Origin of the sequence: Aeromonas sp. FDAARGOS 1414 (assembly GCF_019047065.1) — a bacterium.
In the GTDB taxonomy this organism is placed as follows: Bacteria; Pseudomonadota; Gammaproteobacteria; order Enterobacterales; family Aeromonadaceae; genus Aeromonas; species Aeromonas veronii_A.
The window spans coordinates 2,937,720-2,954,622 of sequence record NZ_CP077210.1 but is presented as its reverse complement, the minus strand read 5'-3'; the positions used below and the strand labels follow the sequence as shown (position 1 = coordinate 2,954,622).

The following is a 16,903-nucleotide window of genomic DNA, read 5'->3' as shown; positions in this document are numbered from 1 at the left end:
CGTCACACCAGACCGCGAATCAAGATCCCGCCGATCAGCAAGGGGGCAATCCAGCGCCAGCAGTTCATCAGCAAGTGATGCCAGTGGCTGGCAATCCCCTGCGGCAGCGCCTTGCGTCCCAGCTTCCAGCCCAGCAGCAGCGTCAGCATCAGGCCGAACAGCGGCATCATCAGGTTGGAGGTGACAAAGTCCAGCAGCTCGAAGATGGTTTTGCCAAACAGGGTGGCGTGTTGCAGCGGGCCAAACGACAGGCTGACCGGAACACCGCTAACCATGACGAATCCAGTGATGGCGCTGCAGGCCGTGCGGCGTGACCAGCCCCAGGTCTCGCACAGGAAGCACTGCAAATGCTCCAGCAGGGATATGGCCGAAGAGAGTGCCGCAAAGACCAGCAGGGCGAAGAAGATCACCTCAAGCACCTGACCGAAGGGCAACAGCTGAAATACCGCCGGCATGGTCATAAAGGTGAGGCCGGGGCCGGAGGCCGGGTCGATACCGGTCGAGGCCAGCACCGGGAAAATCATCAAACCCGCCAGTACCGCCACCATGCTGGCCAGCAGCACCACCCAGAGGCTGGAGCGACCAACCCCTTCGCTGGTCGGCAGATAGGCGCCGTAGGTGGTGTGAATGCCCAGACCGATGGAGAGGGAGAAGAAGGCCAGCCCCATGGCATCGAGCACGCCGGACATCCCCAGCTTGCTGAAGTCGGGCATCAGGAAGTGACGTACTCCCGCCATCGCATTGGGCAGGGTGAGGCCAAAGGCGACCAGCATCAGGATCATCAGGAACAGGGCCGGCATCATCCAGCGCAAGGTGCGCTCCACTCCTTTCTGAATGCCGCCTTGCACCACTATCCAGGTGAGGGCGGCAAACAGCAGGTGAGTGAGGATTGGCCAGACGTCGCCGCTGACATAGTCATTGAAGCGGGCGGTGAGAGCAGCCGCATCCCCATGGTTGAGCTGACCGGAGAGGGCCATGCCGGTATAACCGAGCGTCCAGCCGCCCACCACGCTGTAGAAGCAGTAGATGAGCAGGGTAGAGATCACCCCCATTACCCCAACCCATCGCCACTGTTTGCCGAGCAGATCGGAGAAGGCACCGACTACCCCGCGGCGACTCATGCTGCCGAGCAGGGTCTCCCCCATCAGTACCGCAACCCCCAGGGTGAAGCTGAACAGCAGAAAGACCAGCAGGAAGGCGCCGCCGCCGTTGACGGCTGTGACGTAGGGGAATTTCCAGATTGCGCCGATACCGACCGCGGAACCCGCTGCGGCGAGGATGTAGCCGAGTCGGGATGACCATTGGGACTGCTTCATAAGAACTCCAATCGAGCGCCCCTGGGCAGGGGCAGAATGGCGCTCATGTTACGGAGGTCACGGCGCAATCACTACGACGGTTATCAGGCATAAATGCGATTTATTGGCACGATTGGCTAATTTAATTCTGTTTTTTGCCCAATCCTGCCACCAAATAAAAACCGGAGCGAGATTGCTCCGGTTTGGTCTCTGACAATGGCTCGTCGGTGGACTAGATCACCCCGAGCTCCCGCAGCCGCTCCATCAGGTAGCTGTGGGCGGTATGGCGCTCGGAGAGCACCACATCCGGGCGCGGATGGAGGAACAGCGGCAGGGAGATGCGTGACTTGGCGGCATTGCCACCAGTCGGGTTGATGACGCGGTGAGTGGTGGAAGGGTAGTAGCCGCGAGAGGCCTCCTGCAGCATGTCACCGATGTTGATGATGAGGGTGCCAAAGTCGCACGGCACATCCATCCACTCGCCATCGGAACCCTTCACCTGCAGCCCCGGCTCGTTGGCGGCGGGCAGAATGGTGAGCAGGTTGATATCCTCGTGGGCGGCGGCACGGATGGCGCCCGGCTCCTCGGTGCCATCGAACGGCGGGTAGTGCAGCACCCGCAGCAGGGTCTTCTGGCTCTCTTCGATCATCGAGGAGAGGGGGCCGCTGTAGTGAGCGGCGATATCGGCCGGGGTGTACTGCTCCACCCAGCCCAGCAGCTCGGCGGCCAGACCGTTGGCGAGGCGATAGTACTCCATCGCCTGCTCCTTCAGTTCTTCCGGTATCTGGCCCCAGGGGTAGATGTGGAAGTACTCCTTGATGTCTTTCTGACTATGGCCCTTGGCCACCTCGGAGACCGACGGCGGGAAGTAGCCATCTTGGGTTTCGCGGTTGAACAGGAAATCCTGCTTCTGCTCGCTCATGAAGAAGCGATACCAGTTGTCGTAGATGGACTGCACCAGCTCTTTCGGAATGGGGTGGTTGGTCAACACGCCAAAGCCGGTGGTTCGCAGGGATTCGGTGAAGCGTTGGGCCGCATCGGGTGAGCGGTAATCGACGGTCAGGACTTTCATTGTTTTTGTTGCGCGCCAGTTAAAAGATGGCGCAGTTTACCTTGCACCTGATAACAAGGAAAGCGGGTTGGCCGCCCGTCTGGCACTGCGTTGAATAGTGACAAAAACATCAAATAAACCGCGCCAGACCGCACGGGAGCGCATCCCTTGTTATGGCCTTTTATCCTCTCTAGAATGCCGGTCACTATCTTTTCCGGAGTCTGTTCATGTCCCCCAAAATCCTGTTGCTGACCCTGCCGGTATTGCTGGCGGGATGCAGTGCCCTGTCAGAAGATGAGTGCCGCACCATGAGCTGGTACAACCTGGGTTATCAGGATGGATCGGAAGGCAAAACCCGTCAGGCGACCCGCGATTACGTTTCGTCTTGCAGCGAATATGGCCTCAAAGTGGATGAAGCCGAGTGGAAACGGGGCTACGACAAGGGGCTGGAGCTCTACTGCATTCCCGAGCTGGCTTACAGCAAGGGCAAGGAGGGGCAGGCCTATCTGGGGGTATGCCCCAATGACGCCAGCTTCCTCAAGCAGTATCAGCGTGGCTACGAAGAGCACAAACTGGCTGCCCGCCTGCGGGAGATCAGCGACGAGCTGGAGCGTACCGAGCGTGATATCGATACGCTGGAGCGCAGCATCCGCAACGAAACCAACACGGAACAGCGTGACTATTACCGCGCCAAGCGCGATCGGGCCATTCGCCACTACGAATCCCTGCGCCGGGAGTACAACCGTCTGCGCTATCCGGATCGGGTGATCCAGTTCTCCTTCGGCGGTTAATCCCTCTCTTCATGGCCAGCCCGCGTGCTGGCCATGTTGCATCTTGTCAGATCAGGGCAGTACCCAGCGCTGCAGTGCCAGTGCGATACCATCTTCGTTGTGGTCGGCCGTGACCCGGTGGGCATGGCTCTGGATCTGCGGGGCCGCATTGCCCATGGCCACCGCCAGCCCTACCTGCTCAAACATGCTGATGTCGTTGTTGTTGTCCCCAAACGCCACCACCTGCTCCATCGCAATCCCTTCGCTGGCTGCCCACTGGGCCAGCCGGTTGCCCTTGCTGCAACCGGGCTGTACCAGCTCTACCGCATAGGGGGCCGCCCAGTCGCGGGTAAAGGGCATCTGCTCGACCACCTCGCCCATAAAGGTGTGCAGGCGCGCCGGATCCTGATTGAACAGCTCCAGTTTCCAGACCGGGTTGTCGAGCCAGCCTGCCAGCTCCTCGACCGGGTGGAGAGCGATCTTGAGGTGGTCCGGCTGATTGGCCGACCAGTGGCGGATGCGGGTGACATGCTCTTCGCAGCCGATGTAGCCAATGCCCTCGCTCAGGTGGAACAGGGCGCCCATCTGCTGTGCCTCGACCGCGGCCAGCAGCTCGGTAAGCGGGGCAGTCGCCAGCGGGTCGCCGCTGAGGATCCGGTTTTGCACCGGATCATAGAGATAGGCGCCATTGCTGCAGATGAGGGGGGTATCGAGGGCCAGCTCGTGGTGGAAGGGACGCGCCGTCATGTAGTGGCGCCCCGTGACCAGCAGTACCTTGATGCCGTGGGCGCGGGCCTGCGCCAGGGCTGCCCGGGTGGCCGACGAGATCTTGTGATCCCGGGTCAGCAGGGTGCCATCCATATCGAGCGCGATGGCCTTGTACTCACTCATAGCTCCTCCAGCATCGAACAAATCCGTAAAGAGCTTTACCGTCCCAGACCCGGCGCCCCGATGCAAGTCTTGCCCGCGGCCGAAGCGCCGAACTGTGATCCCTTCGTGGCTCAGGTGCAGCTGGCCAGCTGTTGACGACGGTCGGCACGGCGGCGCAGCAGATAGAAACCGGCGGCACTGGCAAGGGAGCAGAGGGTGGCGAGATAGAAGGGCCACTCGGTACCGGCCAGCAGCACCAGACTGCCGAGCAGCACCGCCAGGATCTCGCTGCCCACGGCGAGGGCGCGGTAGAGCCCCATCGCCTGCCCCTGTTGCTCCGGGTGACTGCGGTTGGAGATCGCCACCGAGGTGGCCAGCTCCCCCAGACTCATGCCGATGCCAGCGGGAACGAAGGTAAGCGCCAGTCCCCACCAGTGCACGGGTAGGATAAAGAGCAGCATGCCGCTCGCCATCACCAGATGGCCGACAATCCCGAGGGAGCTGCCGCGCCAGTGGCGGGCGATGCGAGAGCCGAGCCAGGAGCCCGCCATCATGGGCAGGCTCACCAGCACCGCCGCCTGCGCCAGCTGGGCCGGATCCCAGGCCAGCCTCTCCACCAGCCAGATATTGAAGTAGGTGAAATAGAGCTGCACGGCGCCATAGCTGATCAGGGTGAGTGCGAAGTAGGGGAGCAGGGCCGGTTGCAGCAACAGCTGGCGGCTGGAGAGGGTCGGGGCCTGCCGGGCGGCCGCCACCGGCGGACGATAGGGGATCAACCAGTAGACCAGCAGCAGGTTGAGCAGGGTCATTCCTACCGCCAGCCAGGCGGCCAGACTGTAATCCCCCGAGATCACCGCGGCGTAGCCCCCGATCATCGGCCCTACGACCCAGCCCAGATTCATACCGATGTTGATCCAGGCGAAGCTGCGGGTCTTGTGCTCCTTGCCGGCGAGATCCGCCGCCATCGCCTGCACGATGGCGATGTTGCCGTTGCACAGCCCCTCCACCACCCGGCTGAGCAGCAACAGGGGGAGGGAGCGCCAGGCGATACCGAGTGCCATCAGGGCATAGCCTGCCAGTACCCCCGCCAGCGAGAGCAACAGCAGTGGCTTGCGGCCATAGCGGTCGGAGAGGCGACCGAGCCAGGGACTGCCCACCAGCTGGAACAGGGGATAGAGCCCCATGATGACCCCCAGCCACACCTTGCGGCTCCAGTCGGAGGCATCCGGCGTCAGCATGCCGTGGGCCGGATCCAGCAGCAAGGGTGCCAACACCGGGGAGGGGAGACTGAAACCTGCAACTGCCAGCGTGACCGTCATGACCAGCACCCAGAGGGGATTTTTGTGCCCGTGTTTCTCCATGTCGCACCCATTAAGTAAAGTTATTGGTTTATTTATGCTGATTCATAGATGGGATTAAGTAAAGTGAATTGTTGATTTAATAAAGGGCGATCCCCATAATGAGACCATGAACGCAAGCACCGACAAGATCCTGTTTCTGCTCAAGAGCCATGGCCCGCAGAGCGCCGCCGCGCTGGGGGAGCAGTTACAGATGACCTCCATGGGCGCCCGCCAGCACCTGCTCACGCTCGAGCAGGAGGGGTGGGTCACATTCAGCGACGAGGCCCGCGGGCGCGGTCGTCCCGTGCGGCTGTGGCAGCTCACCGAGCAGGCCTGGCAGCGCTTCCCCGATAGCCATAGCGACCTGACCGTGCAGCTGATCGACAACGTGCGCGAGCTGTTTGGCGAGGAGGGGATGGAACGGCTGATCCAGCAGCGGGAGCAGCAGATGCTTGTTCGCTATCAGGAGGCGCTGGGGTCCCATGGCCTCTCTGGCCGGTTGGCGGCGCTCAAGGAGCTGCGTACTCGCGAGGGCTACATGGCGGAGATCCGCCGCGAAGAGGATGGCAGCTGGCTGCTGTGGGAGAGCCACTGCCCCATCTGTGCGGCGGCGCGCACCTGCCGCGGTTTCTGTCGCAGCGAACTGGCGCTGTTTCGCCAGCTGCTGGCGCCAGCAACGGTGGAGCGGGAGCAATATCTGCTGGAGGGGGCGCATCGCTGCCTCTATCGCATCACGCCGCCCGCGCTCTGATTTCGTCAAACGCCCAAAAACAACAAAGCAGGCGCCGGGATGCCTGCTTTGTTGCCTTCGGGGAGGGGGTTCTCTCGTTCCAGCCCGTCGTTTCCCGATAAGGTAAGACGGCTGATGGGGCTCTTGACCCGGTAAGGTCCTTCACCGCAGAGACCCGGTCAGGTATCTGCTTTGCCACCGGAAGATGTAACCATAGTATCCCTCCCGTGCCGGTGAGTGGTTGCAAAGTAACCACTTATTTCGGTTGTTTTTGCAATAGTTCACCCTTAATCTAGGAAAAGTGGATTAGTCATTGCAACGAGGAAGGGTAGATGCTGAAACTTGATCGCATAGACAGACATATTCTCGAGCTGATGCAGGAGAATGGCCGCATCAGCAATCTCGAACTGGCCGAGTTGGTCGGGCTCTCGCCGTCCCCCTGCTCCCGCCGGGTCAAGGCGCTGGAGGATGCCGGTCTCATCGACACCCACGTTACTCTGCTCAACGCCCGCCAGCTTGGCCTCACCCTCACCGCCTACATTCACATTTCCATGGACAGACACACGCCCGAGCGGTTCGAAAACTTCGATCGCGCCATCAGCGAACTGCCCGAAGTGCTGGAGTGTGATCTCATCACCGGTAATGATGCCGACTACCAGCTCAAGGTGGTGGTGCGCGACATGGAGCACTATCAGCACTTCCTGCTGGACAAGCTGACCCATATTCCGGGGGTGACCGGGGTGCGCTCCAGCTTCGTGCTGCGTCGCATCAAGCACAAGACGGCACTACCGCTCAACCATCTGGGGTGAGCCCGCGCAAGCCGCTTATATAAACAGAAAGAGGAGGCCACTGGCCTCCTCTTTTGCTATTCGCTCTTGGTTATTCGGTAGTGGTTATCGGGTCTGGATTAGCTGTCGCGGTGACGGGGCGACTGCCGCTGTCAGACGCTGACCTGGCTGATGTCTGCCACCTGCAGCAGCCAGCCGCTCTGCTCCTGCAGCGGTTCGCCGCTGACCCGCAGCCGCTCGCCGGTCGGCACCCATTGCCCCTCGGGCAGTGAGACCAGCAGGCTCTCGCTGCCGTTGTCGAACAGCCAGCGATCTTCGCCAAGCGATTCAATCAGATAACCTTCCATCTCCACTCTGGACTCGGCTTGCCAGGATGGCGCAACGGAATCACGGCTCTCGATGAAATCCCCCTGAACACCAAAACTGGCTAGCCCCCACAGAATGGAGAGCCCGACGATGGATGTTTGCATCTTGTCTCTCCTCTTTTGGAACTGTAGGGCCAGTATGGGAACAGAAAACTGAGCGCACCATGAACAAGGTGGCAAAGTGCTGGCGAGATCGCGAAAAAATCCGGCCAATTGGCCGGCAGTGTCATTTTATGGTGTCTAGATCACACTATTTGGCGGCTTCTTCTGCCATCCGTTCCTCTCTTGGCTTATTCGTCCACATGGCTACCCCACGATGATCCCCACAGATCCCCTCTGCCACCACGGCGCGAACCCGGGTGCCATCTTTGCAAATGGCCTGCCAGGCGTCGGCATCATCGATGGCGAGCGAGTTGGGGGGCGGCGTGGTTTGGCAAGCCGTGAGCAGCAGGGCGCACAGGGGGAGCAATTTTTTCATGGCGGACTCCTCGGGGTAATGGGGGACTGAGAGGATGGGGATGACCTCTCCATCCGGGCTTCACTCCCCAGCATCAGTGATAACCGGTTAAGGGGCAAGGGGGGGGACCACTGACGGCCGCAGGTGCCGTGCAGCCGGGGCTTGCCCTGTGCCCTCCTTGGGCCTAAGGTGAGGCCGTTTTATTGCCTGATTGAAGGAGCGTTTTCATGTCCACTCTCTATCCCCGCGTCGGGGTCGGCGTCATCCTGACCAACGCCCAAGGCCAGGTGCTGCTTGGCAAACGCAAAGGGAGCCATGCCCCCTACTGGTCGATCCCGGGTGGTCATCTGGAGTTGGGGGAGAGCTTCGAGTCGGCGGCGATCCGCGAGGTAGCCGAGGAGACCGGACTTGAGATCCACGGGCCCGAGGTGGTGGCGGTGACCAACAATCTGGAGACATGGCGCGAGAGCGGGCTGCACTATATCTCGGTGACGCTGCACGCTAAGGCCGATGGTGAGCCGCAACTGCTGGAGCCGGAGAAGTGCGAAGGCTGGGTCTGGTGCGATCCGCGCGCGTTGCCCGAGCCCCATTTCGACGCCAGCCGTCAGTCCATCGCCTGCTGGCTGGCGGGACGCTGCTATTTGCCGGGTGATATGCCCATGGTGTCGGCCTAATCAGTCTGATTGTCATAAAACGATCATCGCGCTGTCATAATATCCCCTCTCCATCGGGAGAAGAGGGATGAGGGAGAAGAGCGTGGGACAGGTATTTATTCAGTTTTTATGGCTGGGCTGCATCAGCTTTGGTGGTCCGGCCGCTCATATCGGCTATTTCCAGCGCACCTTCGTCCAGCGGCTTGGCTGGCTGACACAGGCCGAATTTGCCCGCTTGCTGGCGCTGTGCCAACTGCTGCCGGGGCCCGCCTCCAGCCAGCTTGGTTTCGCCATCGGTCGTCATCGCGCCGGTCTGGGCGGGGCGCTCTCAGCTTTTCTTGGCTTCACGCTGCCCTCATTTCTGCTGCTACTGGCGGCCGCGATCGGCATCGGCCAGCTGGGCAGCAATCTGTGGCTCGATGCGGCTTTGCACGGCCTCAAGCTGCTGGCGCTTATCGTGGTGGCCGATGCGGTGTTCACCATGAGTCGTCAGTTCTGTGCCACTGGAATGACCCAAGGGATTATGGTGGTGACCGCTGCCGCACTCTGGTGGCAGCCCGGTCTGCTGACTCAACTGTTGATGCTGGCGGGAGCGGCGTTGATCTGCGCCCGCAGCCAGAGCGGGGCGGGTAGTGTGCCAGCCTCCGCCGAGCTACCTTCTGCCGCCAGCAGTCAGCCTCATTGGCCTACCCTGCTGATGTTTGGCATCCTTTTTATCGGTCTGCCGCTGCTCGGTAGCCCGCTTGGCCAGCTGGTTGCCGACTTCTATCGCGCCGGTAGTCTGGTGTTTGGCGGTGGCCATGTGGTGTTGCCGCTACTGCAAGAGAGCGTGGGACACACTCTCAACGAGCAGCAGTTTCTGACCGGTTACAGCCTGGCCCAGTTGGTGCCGGGCCCCATGTTTACCCTTGCCACCTATCTTGGCGCCCAGCTGCAACCCGAAATGCCGCTGATCGGGGCCCTGTTGGCGACCATGGCGCTGTTTGTGCCCGGTTTTCTGCTGCTCTGGGCGGTGGGCCCCTGCTGGCAACAGTGGCTGGCCCGGCCCCGTCTGGCGGGGGCCGTCACCGGAATCAACGCCGCCGTGGTGGGCTTGTTGTTGGCGGCCCTCTATCAGCCGGTGTGGCAGAGTGCGGTGCTGGCGCCGACCGATCTTGCGCTGGCGGCCATCGGCTTTTATCTGCTGCGGGTGTTGAAGTTGCCGGTGCCGGCCATCGCGGCCCTGTTGGTGATGGCTGCTATCCTGCTGGCGTGAAGCCGGTGAAATCCCGATAAAAAAACGGCGCCTCCATAACGGAGGCGCCGTTTTTATTGCAATGGGTAAACCGTTCAGACCTCGGGTTCGAAATCCAGACTCAGGCTGTTGACGCAGTAGCGCTGGCCGGTCTCGGTCGGTCCATCGGGGAAGACGTGACCGAGGTGAGAGCCGCACTGGCGGCAGGTGATCTCCACCCGCTTCATGCCGTGGCTGTTGTCCTCGGTGTACTCCACCGTCCCCTCGATGGCCTTGTCGAACGAGGGCCAGCCGCAGCCGGAGTCAAACTTCGCTCCTGAGTGAAACAGCACGCTCTTGCAGCAGACACAGAGGTAGTCGCCGCTCTTGCGATTGTGGAGCAGGGCGCCGCTGTAGGGGCGCTCGGTGCCCTTCTCCCAGCAGACGTGAAACTGCTCGGCGGTCAGTTTGCTGCGCCACTGTTCCGGATTGTTACTGCTCATACCGACTCCTTGCCATCCATACCGGAGCCCAGCATAGCGGCTCCGTAAAGCTGACTCCAGCATGCCTCTTATGCTTTGCCTGTATCTGTGATCGAGGTGGCAACCATCTCCTCACCGGATGCAGGGAGAATTTCCTGCTGCGGTGGCTGGGCATCCTCCGCCGTGCTGGCCAGCGCCACCCGCTCCAGCAGTTTGAGGGAGTGGGCCCGGCCGACCGCCACCTGCCGTTTGATGTCATCCGGCAGGAAGGGGAGGCCATCGTTGGTGGCGGTGTCGATAGTCTGGATCCACTCCAGCCCTTCCCCCGGCGGCGGCAGGCGGAACTGGATGTCGTAATCGCTGGCGTTGAACAGCACGTACCAGCGCTCGCCGACACAGTTGATCATGCCGATATCCATGGCGAACGCCTGCCCCATGGGGGCGTGCCAATCCTGATCGGTGAGCTGGTGGCCGTCCGGGTGATACCAGTTGACCTGATGGCAGCTGGACGGGGTGCCATTCCAGCTGTCGTCGCTCAGTTGCAGGTTGGAGAAGACGCAGGACTCCGCCCGCAGCGCCATCATCTGCTGGGTGAAGGCGAACAGCCGCTCATCCTCCGGTCGCCACTGCCAGTTGACCCAGCTGATCTGGTTGTCCTGACAGTAGGCGTTGTTGTTGCCAAGCTGGCTGCGTCCCATCTCGTCCCCGGCGAGGAAGTGGGGAGTACCTTGGGAGAGCAGCAGAGTGGCAATCAGATTGCGCTTCTGCTGCTGGCGCAGGCTGTTGACCCGCGGATCCAGGGTCGGCCCCTCTACCCCATGGTTATAGGAGAGGTTGTTGCCGTGGCCGTCCCGATTGTCTTCACCGTTGGCCTGATTGTGGCGCTGGTTGTAGGAGACCAGATCCTCCAGGGTGAAACCGTCGTGATAGCAGAGGTAGTTGACGCTGGTGTGGGGGGAGCGCCAGTTTTTCGGGAAGATATCCCGCGAACCCACCAGCCGGGTGGCGAAGTCCCCCATCTTGCCCGCATCACCGCGCCAGAAGGCGCGCACCGTGTCGCGGTAGCGGTCGTTGATCTCCTGCCACTGGCTCGGGAATTGACCCAGCCGGTAGCCGAAGGGGCCGATATCCCAGGGTTCGGCGATGAGCTTGACCTGTGACAGCACAGGGTCGGCCATCACGGCTTTGAAGAAGGCGCCCATGGGCTCGAACTCTCCCGCTTCCCGCGCCAGCGTCACCGCCAGATCGAAACGGAAGCCATCCACCTGCATCTCGGTGACCCAGTAGCGCAAAGCATCGAGCACCAGTCGCAGGGTGTTGGGGTGATCCAGATTGACGCTGTTGCCACAACCGGTCACGTTGGCGTGACGGGTGTAGTCCGGGCCGTGGGGGCCCGCTTCGAAGGCGTAGTAACCGGCGTTGTCAAAGCCCTTGAACGAGAGGGTAGGGCCATCGAAGCCAGAGGCGGCAGTGTGGTTGTAGACCACATCCAGGATCACCTCGAGCCCGGCCCGGTGCAGCTCGCGCACCATGGTCTTGAACTCGGTCACCGCCTCGTCGGCCCTGGTGCTGTAGCGTGGCTCCGGGGCGAAGAAGGCAATGGGGTTGTAGCCCCAGTAGTTGGTCAGTCCCAACTGCTCCAGTCGCGGTTCCGACATGAAGGCGGCCACCGGCATCAGTTGCACCGAGGTGATACCGAGGCTCTTCATGTGCTCGATAACCAGCGGGTGACAGATGCCAAGATAGGTGCCCTGCAGCGCTTTGGGGATCCCCGGGTGCTGCTTGGTAAAGCCCTTGACGTGGGTCTCGTAGATAATGGTGCGGGCCGGACTGATCCCGGGTTTGCCAACCCCTTGCCAGTCAAAACTGTCATCCACTACCACCGACTTGGCAATCATCCCGGCACTATCACCCTGATAGAGGGCTTCATCCCAGTAGGTGGGACGACTGAGCGCCTTGGCGTAGGGGTCAATCAGCAGTTTTTGCGGATCGAACAGCATCCCCTCCTGCGGGGTGCCATAGACCCGATAGCCGTAGCGCTGACCGGCCTTTACGCCGCGCACGTAGCCAAAGCGATACTGGCCACGGCGGCCGGGCAACTCCAGCCGCATCAGCTCATGCTCCTGCTCGTCGTACAGGCAGATCTCCACCTTGTCCGACTGGGGGGCCCAGACGCAGAAGTGGCAACCGTTCTCGTCAAGGCGGGCCCCCAGCGGGTGGCCCACCCCTTTTTCCATTACAAGCATCAAGACTCCTGTTTGATAAACAAGGTCGCCAGCGGCGGCAGATCCAGCACTATGCTGTGTGCCATCCCCTGCCAGGGGGTCGGCTCGGCAGCGAACACCAGACCTACATCATAGTTACTGCCCCAGTAATACTCGCTGTCGGTGTTGAGCACCACCCGATAGTGGCCCGCCGCAGGGACGCCGATCCGATATTCGATACGGGGCACCGGGGTGAAGTTGCAAGCCACCACAATAGCCTGCTTGCCCTCTTTGTCCGCCCGCAGCCAGGCAAAGATGCTGTTGTCGGCATCGTTATGATCCAGCCAGCGGAAGCCGGTCTGCTCATAATCGGCCTGATACAAGGCAGGCTCATGACGGTAGAGGTGGTTGAGATCGTGGATCAGTCGCTGTTGACCGGCATGCTTGGGATATTGCAGCAGATGCCACGGCAGTTGGGCGTCGTGGTTCCACTCGTTGCTCTGAGCGATTTCGGTGCCCATGAAGTTGAGCTTCTTGCCCGGGTGGGCGTACATGAAACCCATGTAGGCCCGCAGGTTGGCTGCTTGCTGCCACTCGTCGCCCGGCATCTTGTAGAGCATGGAGTGCTTGCCGTGCACCACCTCGTCGTGGGAGAGCGACAGGATGAAGTTCTCGTCATAGTGGTAAACCATGGAGAAGGTCATGTCGTTGTGGTGGTAGCGGCGGTGGATCGGCTCTTTCTGCATATAGGTAAGGGTGTCGTGCATCCAGCCCATATTCCACTTGAAGCCAAATCCGAGGCCGCCGAGGAAGGTGGGGCGGGAGACACCGGCAAAGGCGGTGGACTCTTCGGCGATGGTCATGGCGTGGGGATACTTGCCGTAGACCTCCTCGTTGGTCCACTTGAGCAGGCTGATCGCCTCGTAGTTGTGGTTGCCGCCATCGACGTTCGGTACCCATTCACCGGCGTTGCGGGAGTAATCCAGATAGAGCATGGAGGCGACCGCATCCACCCGCAGTCCGTCGATGTGGAACTTGTCGAGCCAGAACAGGGCGCTCGCCACCAGGAACTGGCGCACTGTGTCGCGGCCGAAGTCGTAGATGTAGGAGTTCCAGTCCGGGTGCCAGCCACGGCGCGGATCTTCATATTCGTAGAGCGGGGTGCCGTCGAAACGGGCCAGTCCGTGGGCATCGGACGGGAAGTGGGCGGGCACCCAGTCCAGAATGATGCCGATGCCGGCCTGGTGGCACTGATCGACGAAGTATTTGAAATCATCAGCGGTGCCGTAGCGGCTGGTGGGGGAGAACATGCCCACCGGCTGGTAGCCCCAGGAGCCGCTGAAGGGGTGCTCGGAGACAGGCAGCAGCTCGATGTGGGTGTACTCCATCTCCTTGACGTAGGCGACCAGCTCCACTGCCAGTTCACGCCAGCTCAGGCTGTCGCCGTTGGGGTGGCGTTTCCAGGAGCCGACGTGCAGCTCATAGATGGAGAGCGGCTGCTCGCGTTTGTCGTTGTGCTGGCTGGCAATCCACTCGGCATCCTGCCACTGGTACTGGGCGTGGTCATAGACCACGGAGGCGAACGACGGATACTGCTCGCAGTAAAAGCCGACCGGATCGCTCTTGTGGGGCAGCCGGTTGCCCATGGGGTCTTTGAGCTCAAACTTGTAGCGATCCCCGGCCTTGAGGCCCGGCACAAACAGCACCCAGTGACCGCAGAGGCTGCGCTGCATCGGGTGGCGGCGGCCATCCCAGAAGTTGAAATCGCCGATGAGGCTCACGGCGGTGGCGCTCGGCGCATAGACCGCAAAACGCACCCCTTCCACCTGCTGGCCAAGATGCTCCACGGTGCGCAGCTGGGCGCCAAGGGTGTGGTAGAGGTTTTCCGGCTGGGCGGTCAGTTCGGCCAGGCCTGCCCAGGCGGCATCCTGAAACTGATAGGGGTCGATGACCTCGGTGGTGGCATCTTGGTAGCTGGCGATCAGCTGATAGGGGAAGGAGTTTTTGCGGCGGGTGAAAACAGTTTCAAAAAGACCCGATTCATCGGTGGGCGCCAGGGTGGCAACGACTTTGCCCGACTTGAGATCCTTGACGCGGACTTCGAGGGCATCAGGCAACCAGGCGGTCAGTTTGAGGCCGGGCCCATCCGGATTGGCCTGCAGGCCTAAGTGAGAGAAGGGATCGGAACAGCGGGCAGCAACCAAACGTTCAACGAGCATCGAGATTTCCTTTCATGACAGAGCATCCACTCCGGCCGAAGCCGGAGTGGATTTAGGTGAGAGCGCTGTGGGAGACAGCGTCTCAACGACTGGCCTCATCACGGGCTTGGCTCATCTTGCCAGCCAGTGCCTTGAGTGCCTCATTGGCAAAAATATCTTCCAGATCAGCGGAAAGCTTGCGGCGCCAGTTGGGGTATTCGTAACTGGTGCCCGGTACGTTGACCGGCTTGTCCATCTCCAGCCAGTCTTCCAGCTGGGTACTGAACAGGGCGCAGCTGCCGCGGGACATGTGGATCTGCAGACCGTGGTTGAGTTCGGTGTTCATGCCGACCCAGTTGACGTCATGACTGATGTTGTCAGAGATGACCTTGTGGGCATGCAGGCTGTCGAGGATCCGCTGTTTGGCCTGGTGACGATCAGCATACAGAGTCTTCAATACATCTTCATCCGGATACAGACCCAGTTGACGGCCGAGCGCCAAGTCATCGCAGTGCCAGAAGCCTTTGAGGGTCGGCATGTCGTGGGTGGTCAGGGCCGACATCGCCTGCTCGGTGTAGTGCGCCGGGGAGATAAAGCCACCATCTTCCTTGGAGCGTTCGAAGAAGAACACCTTGTAGGAGTGAACGCCGTTCTCTTTCAGGGTCACGTCGATCCCCTCCGGCACGGTGCCCAGATCCTCGCCGATCAGTAGGCACTGATTGCGGTGGGATTCGAGTGCCAGAATACCCAGCAGATCGTTGACCGGATAGTAGATGTAGGCGCCCTTGGCGGCAGACGCTCCGGGCGGTACCCACCACAGGCGCAGCAAGGCCATCACGTGGTCGATGCGCAGTGCGCCGCAGGAGCGCATGTTGGCACGGAACAAGTCCACCATCGGCTGATAGGCCGCTTCAAACAGCTTGTTCGGGTTCATCGGGGGCAGGCCCCAGTTCTGACCAAGCGGGCCGAGGATATCGGGCGGCGCACCGACCGAGGCTTTCGGGCAGTAGAGATCCTGGTTGGCCCAGATCTCGGTGGAGCCTTCGGAGACGCCCACCGCCAGATCCCGGTAGATACCCATCACCATGCCGGCAGCTTTGGCACGGGCATCGGCTTGCGCCAATTGCTCATCAGCCAGGAACTGCAGATAGAGATAGAAGTTTACATCTTGCGGGTGCTCGGCCATCCAGGCGGCAACGGCAGGGTTGTGGTAATCGCGCAGCTCCTGCGGCCATACCGGCCAGCCCCAGGCATTTTCGCCTTTGGCATAGAAGTGGGCCTGCAGGGCATCAAATGCAGCCTGCTGCTGCAGGCTGTCGCCACCGGCGGCGACGAAGGCATCGAAGGCGGCCTGACGTTCGGCGCTCAGGGTGGCATCGTCGAACACCTGACGCAGCATGCCGATCTTGGTCTCGATGACGCCGGTGTAATCGACGTTCTCTTTGGCGCGCAGATCGGCCAGATGCTGCTGGAAGGCAGGACTTGCCACTTCCGCTTTCAGGCGATCGTTCTGCTGGAATTCGGGCACCGCTTCCACATTGATATAGGCTACGTTGAGCCAGCGACGGGAAGAGGGGCTGTAGGGACTGGCGCTCTCCGGATTGGCCGGATAGAGGGCGTGGATAGGGTTGAGGCCGACGAAGTGGGCACCCCAGGCGGCGGCTTTCTCAACCAGCTGGCCCAGATCGCTGAAGTCACCGATACCCCAGTTATGGCGGCTGCGCAGGCAGTAAAGCTGCACGCTCGGACCCCATACCTTGCGGCCATCGGCAATCGGCGCCTGCTTGTAGCAGGCCTTGGGGGCAACGATGAGGCGCATGGTGGCCAGCGGCTCGTCATTGCCCTCTTCCAGCAACACCAGCTGGTGATAACCCAGCTCCGGGGCCATATCCAGCGTGACGCGATAGGCCTGGCACTCCATCTCTTCAAATTCGGCCACGCCGACCAGCTCACCCTCGATGGGGGTGAATTGACCGGACAGCACTGCACCCTGCTCCTGCTGGAGCTGCCAGGTGAGGGCGTCGTTGACGAATTCGATGGGGAGGCGAACCTCAAGGGTAACGGCGTCGCCGGTGCGAACCACCATCACAGGATCCAGCGCCCGCAGCCAGTGCTGGCGATGCTCCTCTTCCAGCTGCTGCACCAGTGCGGCCTCGTCATCGACGCGGTAGCCCATGGCGCCCAGCATGGCGGCCTTGCTCTCTTCTGATACCTGGGCCGGGTGGCCCCAGGCATCGACATACTCGCTGGCGATACCTTTTGCGGCAGCCAGCTGTTCAATCAGGGTGGTCATAGTTTGAGAATTCCCGCTGTGGATTCTATCTATACTATTTTGTTTGATTTTTATGGGGTGGTACTTGAACAGTGGCTCTTTGGCCATGCTAAACCGCGCACATTTTTACATATCTCTGTGAATGGTTGTGTGACCGAGTAGGCACTATTGTTGATATCTGCGCGATGCCACGATCTGGCACTTTTTTCGTCAAA

15 protein-coding genes are annotated in these 16,903 nt (G+C 61.2%); 5 read left to right on the top strand and 10 right to left on the bottom strand.

What is annotated here, in order from left to right; genetic code table 11:
- Positions 1 to 2: 2 nt before the first annotated feature.
- Positions 3 to 1,316 (bottom strand): sodium-dependent transporter, encoded by a 1,314-nt coding sequence (locus I6L44_RS13145; RefSeq protein ID WP_201938701.1) that lies wholly within the window; start codon positions 1,314 to 1,316, stop codon positions 3 to 5.
- Between the two features lie 211 nt (positions 1,317 to 1,527).
- Entirely contained in the window at positions 1,528 to 2,367 is an 840-nt protein-coding gene (locus I6L44_RS13140) for an isopenicillin N synthase family oxygenase (RefSeq protein WP_216952056.1), read from the bottom strand.
- 206 nt (positions 2,368 to 2,573) lie between these two features.
- On the opposite strand from I6L44_RS13140, the gene I6L44_RS13135 reads away from it, so the two are divergent.
- Complete coding sequence (locus I6L44_RS13135) at positions 2,574 to 3,137, top strand: DUF2799 domain-containing protein (protein WP_216952055.1); 564 nt, start codon at positions 2,574 to 2,576, stop codon at positions 3,135 to 3,137.
- A gap of 51 nt (positions 3,138 to 3,188) precedes the next feature.
- Here I6L44_RS13135 and I6L44_RS13130 read toward each other — a convergent pair whose 3' ends face one another.
- The gene (locus tag I6L44_RS13130; RefSeq protein ID WP_216952054.1) at positions 3,189 to 4,007 is read right to left on the bottom strand and encodes a Cof-type HAD-IIB family hydrolase; all 819 of its coding nucleotides are present in this window, start codon (positions 4,005 to 4,007) and stop codon (positions 3,189 to 3,191) included.
- A gap of 110 nt (positions 4,008 to 4,117) precedes the next feature.
- Entirely contained in the window at positions 4,118 to 5,347 is a 1,230-nt protein-coding gene (locus I6L44_RS13125) for an MFS transporter (protein ID WP_216952053.1), read from the bottom strand.
- Between the two features lie 106 nt (positions 5,348 to 5,453).
- Between I6L44_RS13125 and I6L44_RS13120 the strand changes: the two genes are divergently transcribed.
- Both I6L44_RS13120 and I6L44_RS13115 read left to right on the top strand, forming a co-directional pair.
- Positions 5,454 to 6,077, top strand: a complete 624-nt coding sequence (locus I6L44_RS13120; RefSeq protein WP_201902512.1) for a metalloregulator ArsR/SmtB family transcription factor — start codon at positions 5,454 to 5,456, stop codon at positions 6,075 to 6,077.
- Between the two features lie 311 nt (positions 6,078 to 6,388).
- Positions 6,389 to 6,865: an Lrp/AsnC family transcriptional regulator gene (locus tag I6L44_RS13115; RefSeq protein ID WP_005304871.1), complete on the top strand. Its 477-nt coding sequence runs from the start codon at positions 6,389 to 6,391 to the stop codon at positions 6,863 to 6,865.
- A 131-nt stretch (positions 6,866 to 6,996) separates the two neighbouring features.
- On the opposite strand, the gene I6L44_RS13110 is transcribed toward I6L44_RS13115, so the two are convergent.
- Positions 6,997 to 7,314: a hypothetical protein gene (locus I6L44_RS13110; protein WP_202005344.1), complete on the bottom strand. Its 318-nt coding sequence runs from the start codon at positions 7,312 to 7,314 to the stop codon at positions 6,997 to 6,999.
- A 145-nt stretch (positions 7,315 to 7,459) separates the two neighbouring features.
- A complete protein-coding gene (locus I6L44_RS13105) occupies positions 7,460 to 7,687 on the bottom strand; it encodes a hypothetical protein (RefSeq protein WP_216952052.1) in 228 nt (75 codons plus the stop codon).
- Between the two features lie 206 nt (positions 7,688 to 7,893).
- On the opposite strand from I6L44_RS13105, the gene I6L44_RS13100 reads away from it, so the two are divergent.
- Both I6L44_RS13100 and chrA read left to right on the top strand, forming a co-directional pair.
- A complete protein-coding gene (locus I6L44_RS13100; RefSeq protein WP_064339420.1) occupies positions 7,894 to 8,340 on the top strand; it encodes an NUDIX hydrolase in 447 nt (148 codons plus the stop codon).
- Between the two features lie 67 nt (positions 8,341 to 8,407).
- A complete protein-coding gene (gene chrA / locus I6L44_RS13095; protein WP_216952051.1) occupies positions 8,408 to 9,574 on the top strand; it encodes a chromate efflux transporter in 1,167 nt (388 codons plus the stop codon).
- Between the two features lie 74 nt (positions 9,575 to 9,648).
- Here the strand turns inward: chrA and msrB are convergent, their stop codons facing one another.
- The 4 genes from msrB to malQ form a co-directional block, all read right to left on the bottom strand.
- Positions 9,649 to 10,035, bottom strand: coding sequence for a peptide-methionine (R)-S-oxide reductase MsrB (msrB, locus tag I6L44_RS13090; RefSeq protein WP_042079988.1), 387 nt, complete (start codon positions 10,033 to 10,035; stop codon positions 9,649 to 9,651).
- Between the two features lie 68 nt (positions 10,036 to 10,103).
- Positions 10,104 to 12,260, bottom strand: a complete 2,157-nt coding sequence (gene glgX / locus I6L44_RS13085) for a glycogen debranching protein GlgX (protein WP_216952050.1) — start codon at positions 12,258 to 12,260, stop codon at positions 10,104 to 10,106.
- The gene (glgB, locus tag I6L44_RS13080) at positions 12,260 to 14,437 is read right to left on the bottom strand and encodes a 1,4-alpha-glucan branching protein GlgB (RefSeq protein WP_139478271.1); all 2,178 of its coding nucleotides are present in this window, start codon (positions 14,435 to 14,437) and stop codon (positions 12,260 to 12,262) included. Before glgB ends, glgX begins: the two co-directional genes overlap by 1 nt.
- An 82-nt stretch (positions 14,438 to 14,519) precedes the next feature.
- Entirely contained in the window at positions 14,520 to 16,709 is a 2,190-nt protein-coding gene (gene malQ, locus I6L44_RS13075; protein WP_216952049.1) for a 4-alpha-glucanotransferase, read from the bottom strand.
- Between the last annotated feature and the right edge of the window lie 194 nt (positions 16,710 to 16,903).

Bases quoted from the DNA above. Each gene is read 5' to 3' on its own strand.
- glgB (WP_139478271.1), bottom strand. From the start codon at position 14,437: ATGCTCGTTGAACGTTTGGTTGCTGCCCGCTGTTCCGATCCCTTCTCT.
- I6L44_RS13130 (WP_216952054.1), bottom strand. From the start codon at position 4,007: ATGAGTGAGTACAAGGCCATCGCGCTCGATATGGATGGCACCCTGCTG.
- glgX (WP_216952050.1), bottom strand. From the start codon at position 12,260: ATGCTTGTAATGGAAAAAGGGGTGGGCCACCCGCTGGGGGCCCGCCTT.
- msrB (WP_042079988.1), bottom strand. From the start codon at position 10,035: ATGAGCAGTAACAATCCGGAACAGTGGCGCAGCAAACTGACCGCCGAG.
- I6L44_RS13105 (WP_216952052.1), bottom strand. From the start codon at position 7,687: ATGAAAAAATTGCTCCCCCTGTGCGCCCTGCTGCTCACGGCTTGCCAA.
- I6L44_RS13100 (WP_064339420.1), top strand. From the start codon at position 7,894: ATGTCCACTCTCTATCCCCGCGTCGGGGTCGGCGTCATCCTGACCAAC.
- chrA (WP_216952051.1), top strand. From the start codon at position 8,408: ATGAGGGAGAAGAGCGTGGGACAGGTATTTATTCAGTTTTTATGGCTG.
- I6L44_RS13140 (WP_216952056.1), bottom strand. From the start codon at position 2,367: ATGAAAGTCCTGACCGTCGATTACCGCTCACCCGATGCGGCCCAACGC.
- malQ (WP_216952049.1), bottom strand. From the start codon at position 16,709: ATGACCACCCTGATTGAACAGCTGGCTGCCGCAAAAGGTATCGCCAGC.
- I6L44_RS13120 (WP_201902512.1), top strand. From the start codon at position 5,454: ATGAACGCAAGCACCGACAAGATCCTGTTTCTGCTCAAGAGCCATGGC.
- I6L44_RS13135 (WP_216952055.1), top strand. From the start codon at position 2,574: ATGTCCCCCAAAATCCTGTTGCTGACCCTGCCGGTATTGCTGGCGGGA.
- I6L44_RS13125 (WP_216952053.1), bottom strand. From the start codon at position 5,347: ATGGAGAAACACGGGCACAAAAATCCCCTCTGGGTGCTGGTCATGACG.
- I6L44_RS13110 (WP_202005344.1), bottom strand. From the start codon at position 7,314: ATGCAAACATCCATCGTCGGGCTCTCCATTCTGTGGGGGCTAGCCAGT.
- I6L44_RS13115 (WP_005304871.1), top strand. From the start codon at position 6,389: ATGCTGAAACTTGATCGCATAGACAGACATATTCTCGAGCTGATGCAG.
- I6L44_RS13145 (WP_201938701.1), bottom strand. From the start codon at position 1,316: ATGAAGCAGTCCCAATGGTCATCCCGACTCGGCTACATCCTCGCCGCA.